Source organism: Pseudoxanthomonas taiwanensis (assembly GCF_010093135.1).
GTDB lineage: Bacteria > Pseudomonadota > Gammaproteobacteria > Xanthomonadales > Xanthomonadaceae > Pseudoxanthomonas > Pseudoxanthomonas taiwanensis.
On sequence record NZ_PDWK01000103.1, the window covers coordinates 1 to 6,592 of the forward strand.

The following is a 6,592-nucleotide window of genomic DNA, read 5'->3' on the forward strand; positions in this document are numbered from 1 at the left end:
CGCGCGCGGGCCCGCAAGCTGGCCGTGGACCTGGCGCGTGCCCCCCCGACCGGCCCCGACGGCACCGTGCCCATGGCCGACGTGAAGCAGGCCGCCGCCGCCGGCACCGCCCCGGCCGCGCCCGCCGGCGACGCCGGCACCGTGGTCGGCGCCATGCAGGTGTCCGACGCCGTGCACAGCGAGCGTGCGGTGGCGGTGGGCGGGGTCAAGGCCATGCCTGCGGTGCGCGCGCTGGCGCGCAAGCTGGGCGTGGACCTGGCGCGTGTCACCCCGACCGGCCCCGACGGCACCGTGACCATGGCCGACGTGAAGCAGGCCGCCGCCGCCGGCACCGCCCCGGCCGCGCCGCGCGCCGCCGCTCCGGCCACGCACGCCACCCCCGCCGCGGCCCCGGCCGCAGCGCAGGCGCCGCAACGCACCCTGCTCTCGGCCTCCGGCCGGCCGATGCGCACCCGGCCGCCGGGCGTGTCCGCCGCCGGCCAGCCCGAGCAGCTCAAGGGCGTGCGCCGCAACATGGCGCGGGTGATGGCCGACGCGCACAGCAAGGTGGTGCCGACCACTCTGGTGGACGATGCGGACCTGCACGCCTGGATCGGCAGGCAGGACATCACCGCGCGCCTGGTGCGCGCGATCGTGGCCGCCTGCCGCGCCGAGCCGGCGCTCAACGCCTGGTTCGACGGCGAGAACCTGACCCGCACCCTGCACCCGCACGTGGACATCGGCATCGCCGTGGACACGCCCGACGGGCTGTTCGTGCCGGCGCTGCGCAATGCCGACATGCTCGACGCGCAGGGCGTGCGCGCCGGCATCGACCGCCTGCGCCAGCAGGTGGAGGACCGCAGCATCCCGCCCGGCGAGCTGACCGGCTACACCATCTCACTGTCCAACTTCGGCATGTTCGCCGGCCGCTACGCCACCCCGGTGGTGGTGCCGCCATGCGTGGCCATCGTCGGCGCCGGCCGCCTGTCGCACGACGTGGTGGCGGTGATGGGCGGCATCGAGGTGCACCGCCGCCTGCCGATCTCGCTGACCTTCGACCACCGCGCCTGCACCGGCGGCGAGGCGGCGCGCTTCCTGCGCGCGCTGCTGGACGACATGGCCCTGCCGCAGTAACCCGCCCGGCCGGGGAGGCGGCACCACGCCGCCTTCCGGCCGCGGCATGCGGGCGCCGCCACGCGGCGCCCGGCGCTCCTCCTCCCCCCCGCACCGGAGGTTCCCATGGCACACCGCAGCCGTCTGGCCGGATTCATCATCGACTGCAACACCGAAGACCTGGACGCCGCCACCGACTTCTGGAGCCAGGCGCTGGGCCTGCCGGTCACCGACCGCGACGCCGGCGACGCGACCGCGCAGTACCAGGCGCTGGGCGACATCCGCGGCGGCCTGTACGTGGCCGTGCAGAAGGTGGACCATCCCTCGCGCGTGCACCTGGACATCGAGGCCGACGACATCGACGCCGAGGCCGAACGCCTGGAAAAGCTGGGCGCCCGCCGCGTGGCCTTCGTCAAGCGCTGGTGGGTGATGGAAGCCCCAACCGGCCAGCGCTTCTGCGTGGTGCGCGCGCAGCCGGAACCGGGCGAGGATGCCGCACGCCGGGACTGACGCGCCGCCCTACCCGTGCCGGGCGTGCCGGCGCGCGCGGTCCAGCCACACCTCCAGGCCCTGGGCGTTGAGTTCGATGTCCATGCCCAGCAGCTCCAGCACGGCCGCCTCCTCCAGCGCGCAGCCGTGGGCGCGCGCGCGCTCCAGGTAGTAGTCCGACAGCGCCGCCACCAGCGCCTCGTGGCGGTCCGGACGGCCGTCGCAGGCCTGCGCCAGCGACACCATCGCATCGATCTGCTCGTGCAGCTCCGCGGCCAGGCGGCGCACGCCGGTGACCCGCCCGTAATGGGTCAGGTACATCGCCTCGGGAGCGGCCTCCAGCATCCGCGCGATCGAGGCCTGCAGCGGCTCGGGCTCGAACTGCACCGGCGAGGAGGTGGGCAGGATGAAGGCACCCTGCTCGCTGTCCAGCTCGCGGTAGGACAGGCCGAAGGTGTCGCCGGTGAACCAGGCGCGGCTGCGCGCGTCCCACACGCACAGGTGGTGGCGGGCATGGCCGGGCGTGTCGATGCAGCGCAACGGGCGGCCGGCCAGCTCGACGACGTGGCCGTCGTGCGCCACCACCACGCGCTCGGCCGGCACCGGCTGCACCTGGCCGTAGTGGCGGTCGAACGCCTCCTGCCCGTACACCGCCACCGCGCTGGCCACCAGGCGCGCCGGATCCACCAGGTGCGGGGCCGCGCGCGGATGCGCCACCAGGCGCGCGCCGGGCAGGCGCTCCAGCAGCGCGCCGGCGCCGCCGGCATGGTCCAGGTGGACAGGGGTGACCACCAGCCAGTCCACCTGCTCCGGGGCCAGGCCCGCCGCGTCCAGGGCCTGCAGCATGGCCGGCACGCTGTGGCAGGTGCCGCAGTCGACGAAGGCGGCGCGGCCGCCGTCGCCGACGACCAGGTAGGCCGCGTCGAAGCCGGGCCTGACGTAGCCGGTGTCGATGGTATGGATGCCGTGTTCGGGCATGGGACTCATTCCGTGCGTGGGGATGCGTGCATGCTAGGCCGGCGCCCGTGCGCGGACGACCCGGCTTTGGTCGTAGCGTCCCGCTCCCGGCGGGCCCGGGTTCAGCCGGCGTCGCGCCAGCGGCCGGCCAGCAGGCGCATGCGCAGCGGCACGGCCACCGCCAGCACCGCCAGGAACGCGCCGTAGGCGTACAGCACCGCCAGCACCTGGCGCCAGATCGGGCCGGCGCCCGGGTCGGCCGCGCCGTCGGCATAGCCCAGGCGCATGCCGGCGATGCTTAGGGCCAGGGCCAGCACCAGCACCGCCGCGTCGAACGCGCGCCGCGCCGCCGGGCGCGGGCGGCGGGGATAGCACCAGTACAGCGCGCCCAGCAGGGCGAACCAGGGCAGGAACAGCAGCAGGGTGAGGTACTGGTAGCCCATCAGGCGGCATCCTCCGCCAGCTGGCGCAGCGCGTCCACCACCGCCTCCACCCCGGCCACGTCCTCACCCAGGGTGCCCACGCGCTCGCCCATCAGGCCGACGGCGCGCTGCTCCAGCTCGTGCAGCGCGGTCGGGCCCTCGCGGCGCAGGCGCGCGATCAGCTGCCCGGCCTCGCGCGGGGAGTCGTGGCCGTCGCCCTGCAGCAGCACCGTGCCGTTGCCGTCCACCAGCTTGAAGTAGAAGCGGCCGTCGGCCTCGCGGTACTGCTTGAACTGCGGCAGCTTCGCCGCGGCGGCACGCGCCTTCGGCGCGGCGGCGGCGCGTGGGGCGGCGAAGGGGCCCAGGCCCACCGCACGCTGCAGGCCGTCCAGCAGCGGCACGGTGATGTCGCGGGCCTTGCGCGCGCCCTCCTGCAGGATCTCCTCCAGCTGCGCCGGCCGGGCGATCAGCTGCGCATACTGCTCGCGCAGCGGCGCCACCTGCTCCTCGATGCGGGCCAGCAGGCGCTGCTTGGCGTCGCCCCAGCCGATGCCTTCGGCGAAGGCGTGGCGCATCTCCTCGGTCTGCTCGGCGGTGGCGAAGGCCTGGTACAGCTGGAACACCGCCGAACCCTCGGTGTCCTTGGGCTCGCCCGGGGCACGCGAGTCGGTGACGATGGACATCACCAGGCGCTTGAGCTCGGCCGGCGGCGCGAACAGCGGGATGGTGTTGTCGTAGCTCTTGGACATCTTGCGCCCGTCCAGGCCGGGCAGCGTGGCCACGTTCTCGTCGATCTGCGCCTCCGGCAGCACCAGCGGCTCGCCCGTGGCGCCGGTGACGCGGCGCCAGGACTCGCCGTAGAGGTGGTTGAAGCGCTGGCCGATGTCGCGCGCCATCTCGATGTGCTGGATCTGGTCGCGGCCGACCGGCACCCTGTGCGCGCCGAAGGCCAGGATGTCGGCGGCCATCAGCACCGGGTACATGTACAGGCCGGCGGTCACGCCCGCGTCCGGGTCCTCGCCGGCGGCGGTGTTCTTGTCCACCGCGGCCTTGTAGGCGTGGGCGCGGTTGAGCAGGCCCTTGGCCGCCACGCAGGTCAGCAGCCAGCACAGCTGCGGGATCTCGGGGATGTCCGACTGGCGGTAGAAGGTCACCCTGGCCGGGTCCAGGCCGCAGGCCAGCCAGGTGGCGGCGATCTCCAGGCGCGAGCGGGCGACCCGGTCGGGGTCGTCGGCCTTGATCAGCGCGTGGTAGTCGGCCAGGAAGAAGAAGCTCTCCACGCCCTTGGCGCGGCTGGCGGCGATGGCCGGACGGATGGCGCCGGCATAGTTGCCCAGGTGGGGTGTGCCGGTGGTGGTGATACCGGTAAGGACGCGGACGGTCATGGTGCGCAGGGGTCGAACGACCCGGCCATTCTACGCCCTCCGGGCGCCACGCCCGCCCCGTCCCGCCGGGGCCCGGCCGCGGGACGCGGCCGGGCCGGGTTGGATCGCTGGCGCGTCAGTGGCGCCAGGTGTCGTCCAGGCCGCGCTCAAAGTCGCGGACCTCGCGCTGGGCCCGGTCCTTCTCCCAGCCGTAGCGCTCCTGCAGCTTGCCGGCCAGGTATTCGGCGTTGCCCTCGGCCACGTCGAACACGTCGTCGGTGAGGTCGCCCCACTTGGCCTTCATCTGGCCCTTCAGCTGCTTCCAGTTGCCGGCGATGATGTCGCGGTTCATGCGTGCCTCCTTGGTGGATGGTGGTCGGCGCCCCGGTATCGGTGGCCGGCATTCAGTGTCGCGGACCCGTCGTTGGGCCACGGTCCAGCGCGCGTCAATGCGCGGTTACCGGTGGATGCACGCGGCGCGAAGGGCATGCCCGCGGGCATGCCAACAAAAAACGGGGCCGGTTGCCCGGCCCCGTCGTGTCGCCACGAAGGGCGGCGAAGGTCAGCACTTGCCGTCCTTGCAGTCCTCGGCCTTGTCCTCGATCTTCTCGCCTGCCTTCTGGATGTCCTGGCCTGCGCCGGACATGGTGTTGCACGCGGTCAGCGTGCCGACGGAGAACAGGCTCAGCAGGGCGAGTGCGATGATGCGCTTCATGTTGGGCTCCTGTGACGGGCGGCCGCACGCTCCGTGCGGCGTGCGGCCAATCTGGCCCGTTCCCGCGTGCAACCGGCGTGAAGCGCGCCGGCGCGGGGTTCAGTCGCGCATCAGCGTGGACTTGCCGAACAGGCTCTCCACCAGGTCCACCGCCAGGCGCCCGGTCTGGTTGCGCGTGTCCAGCACCGGGTTGAGCTCGACGATGTCCAGCGAGCCCATGCGCCCGGTGTCGGCGATCATCTCCATCACCAGCTGCGCCTCCCGGTAGTTGGGTCCGCCCGGCACGCAGGTGCCCACGCCGGGGGCGATCTCCGGGTCGATGAAGTCCACGTCGAAGCTGACGTGCAGGTGGGTGTCCGCGTCCACGCCCTCCAGCGCCTGCTGCATCACCGCCTTCATCCCGACCTCGTCGATGTAGCGCATGTCGTAGATGTCCAGGCCGTACTGCTTGACCAGGCGCTTCTCCTCCGGGTCCACCGAGCGGATGCCGATCTGCCGCACCTGCTCCGGGCGCAGCACCGGCGCGTCGCCGCCCAGGCGGGTGAGCGCATCCGGGCCCAGCCCGCACAGGCAGGCCACCGGCATGCCGTGGATGTTGCCCGAGGGAGTGACCTCGTTGGTGTTGAAGTCGGCGTGCGCGTCCAGCCACAGCACGCGCAGCTTCTTGCCGGTGTCGCGGCAGTGCCGCGCCACCGCGGTGATCGAGCCGATGGCCAGGCAGTGGTCGCCGCCCAGCATCACCGGCATGCGGCCGTCGCGCAGTTCGCGCAGGCTGGCCTCCATCAGCGCGCGGTTCCACTCCACCACCTGCTCCAGGTGGCGGTAGCCGTGCACGGGCGGCTGCCAAGGATTGGGCGGACCGGACAGGTTGCCGCAGTCGCGCACGTCCACGCCGCGCGCGGCCAGGGCCTGCCCGATGCCGGCGATGCGCAGCGCCTCCGGGCCGAGCGAGGCACCGCGGTGGCCGGCACCGACGTCGGTCGGCACGCCGATCAGGGAAACGGGAGGAAATCGTCGGCTCATTGCGCAGGATCCATCGTGAACCAGCGCGCCAGTCTAGCCAGCCGGGCCTTGCGGCGATTGGCGCGCCGCAACAGCAGCCCGCCACGCGACGCCGTGCTCACGTCCGACCTGCTATCCAGACAGCCATGAGCCTCCTGCCCCCGCCCCTCGCAGCCACCCTCCACGGTCCCGGAGCCGCGGTGCCGCCCTTCAACCTGCCGCTGACCGTGTTGGCCACCAACGCCAGCGGGGCCACGGAGACCTTCCACGGTTTCCACGACGGCGCACACTGGCGCGCCTACGACCTGCCGGCGCACGGGGTGTGGTACGCGCGGGCCTGGGCCGCCGGCTACGCCGACGACGCGGCCGCCGCCACGCCCATCGCCGGGCGCATGCGCCTGCTGCCGGCGTGCGAGATGCACTACTAGGGCCTGTTAACACTACGTGCTAACATACTGCGCATGGAACTTACGCCTGCGCAATTCGCGCGTATCGAGGATTGCCTGCCGCGGCAGCGGGGCAATGTGTCGCTGGACAACCTTCAAGTGCTC

Annotated in this window: 9 protein-coding genes; 3 read left to right on the forward strand and 6 right to left on the reverse strand. The window is 73.2% G+C overall.

Annotated features, from left to right (window positions below; translation table 11 throughout):
• Window positions 1–1,113, forward strand: a 1,113-nt coding sequence (locus CR938_RS13475) for a dihydrolipoamide acetyltransferase family protein (protein WP_162125491.1), incomplete at its 5' end; no start/stop codon positions are given.
• 105 nt (window positions 1,114–1,218) lie between these two features.
• Window positions 1,219–1,602, forward strand: a complete 384-nt coding sequence (locus tag CR938_RS13480; protein ID WP_162125492.1) for a VOC family protein — start codon at window positions 1,219–1,221, stop codon at window positions 1,600–1,602.
• 9 nt (window positions 1,603–1,611) lie between these two features.
• Here CR938_RS13480 and CR938_RS13485 read toward each other — a convergent pair whose 3' ends face one another.
• The 6 genes from CR938_RS13485 to rocF all read right to left on the reverse strand — a co-directional run bounded on the left by CR938_RS13485 (window position 1,612) and on the right by rocF (window position 6,062).
• Complete coding sequence (locus tag CR938_RS13485) at window positions 1,612–2,559, reverse strand: MBL fold metallo-hydrolase (RefSeq protein ID WP_162125493.1); 948 nt, start codon at window positions 2,557–2,559, stop codon at window positions 1,612–1,614.
• Window positions 2,560–2,660: 101 nt separating this feature from the next.
• Entirely contained in the window at window positions 2,661–2,981 is a 321-nt protein-coding gene (locus tag CR938_RS13490) for a hypothetical protein (protein ID WP_162125494.1), read from the reverse strand.
• Window positions 2,981–4,345 carry a tryptophan--tRNA ligase gene (locus CR938_RS13495; protein ID WP_162125495.1) on the reverse strand — a complete coding sequence of 455 codons (1,365 nt, stop codon included), beginning with the start codon at window positions 4,343–4,345 and terminating at the stop codon, window positions 2,981–2,983. The genes CR938_RS13490 and CR938_RS13495 overlap by 1 nt, the downstream gene beginning before the upstream one ends.
• 115 nt (window positions 4,346–4,460) lie before the next feature.
• The gene (locus CR938_RS13500) at window positions 4,461–4,676 is read right to left on the reverse strand and encodes a CsbD family protein (protein WP_162125496.1); all 216 of its coding nucleotides are present in this window, start codon (window positions 4,674–4,676) and stop codon (window positions 4,461–4,463) included.
• A gap of 210 nt (window positions 4,677–4,886) precedes the next feature.
• Entirely contained in the window at window positions 4,887–5,039 is a 153-nt protein-coding gene (locus tag CR938_RS13505; protein WP_162125497.1) for an entericidin A/B family lipoprotein, read from the reverse strand.
• 99 nt (window positions 5,040–5,138) lie between these two features.
• Window positions 5,139–6,062 (reverse strand): arginase, encoded by a 924-nt coding sequence (rocF, locus tag CR938_RS13510; protein WP_162125498.1) that lies wholly within the window; start codon window positions 6,060–6,062, stop codon window positions 5,139–5,141.
• 179 nt (window positions 6,063–6,241) lie between these two features.
• On the opposite strand from rocF, the gene CR938_RS13515 reads away from it, so the two are divergent.
• Window positions 6,242–6,469: a hypothetical protein gene (locus CR938_RS13515; RefSeq protein WP_162125499.1), complete on the forward strand. Its 228-nt coding sequence runs from the start codon at window positions 6,242–6,244 to the stop codon at window positions 6,467–6,469.
• Window positions 6,470–6,592: the final 123 nt, after the last annotated feature.

Bases quoted from the DNA above. Each gene is read 5' to 3' on its own strand.
- CR938_RS13480 (WP_162125492.1), top strand. From the start codon at position 1,219: ATGGCACACCGCAGCCGTCTGGCCGGATTCATCATCGACTGCAACACC.
- CR938_RS13485 (WP_162125493.1), bottom strand. From the start codon at position 2,559: ATGCCCGAACACGGCATCCATACCATCGACACCGGCTACGTCAGGCCC.
- CR938_RS13490 (WP_162125494.1), bottom strand. From the start codon at position 2,981: ATGGGCTACCAGTACCTCACCCTGCTGCTGTTCCTGCCCTGGTTCGCC.
- CR938_RS13495 (WP_162125495.1), bottom strand. From the start codon at position 4,345: ATGACCGTCCGCGTCCTTACCGGTATCACCACCACCGGCACACCCCAC.
- CR938_RS13500 (WP_162125496.1), bottom strand. From the start codon at position 4,676: ATGAACCGCGACATCATCGCCGGCAACTGGAAGCAGCTGAAGGGCCAG.
- CR938_RS13505 (WP_162125497.1), bottom strand. From the start codon at position 5,039: ATGAAGCGCATCATCGCACTCGCCCTGCTGAGCCTGTTCTCCGTCGGC.
- rocF (WP_162125498.1), bottom strand. From the start codon at position 6,062: ATGAGCCGACGATTTCCTCCCGTTTCCCTGATCGGCGTGCCGACCGAC.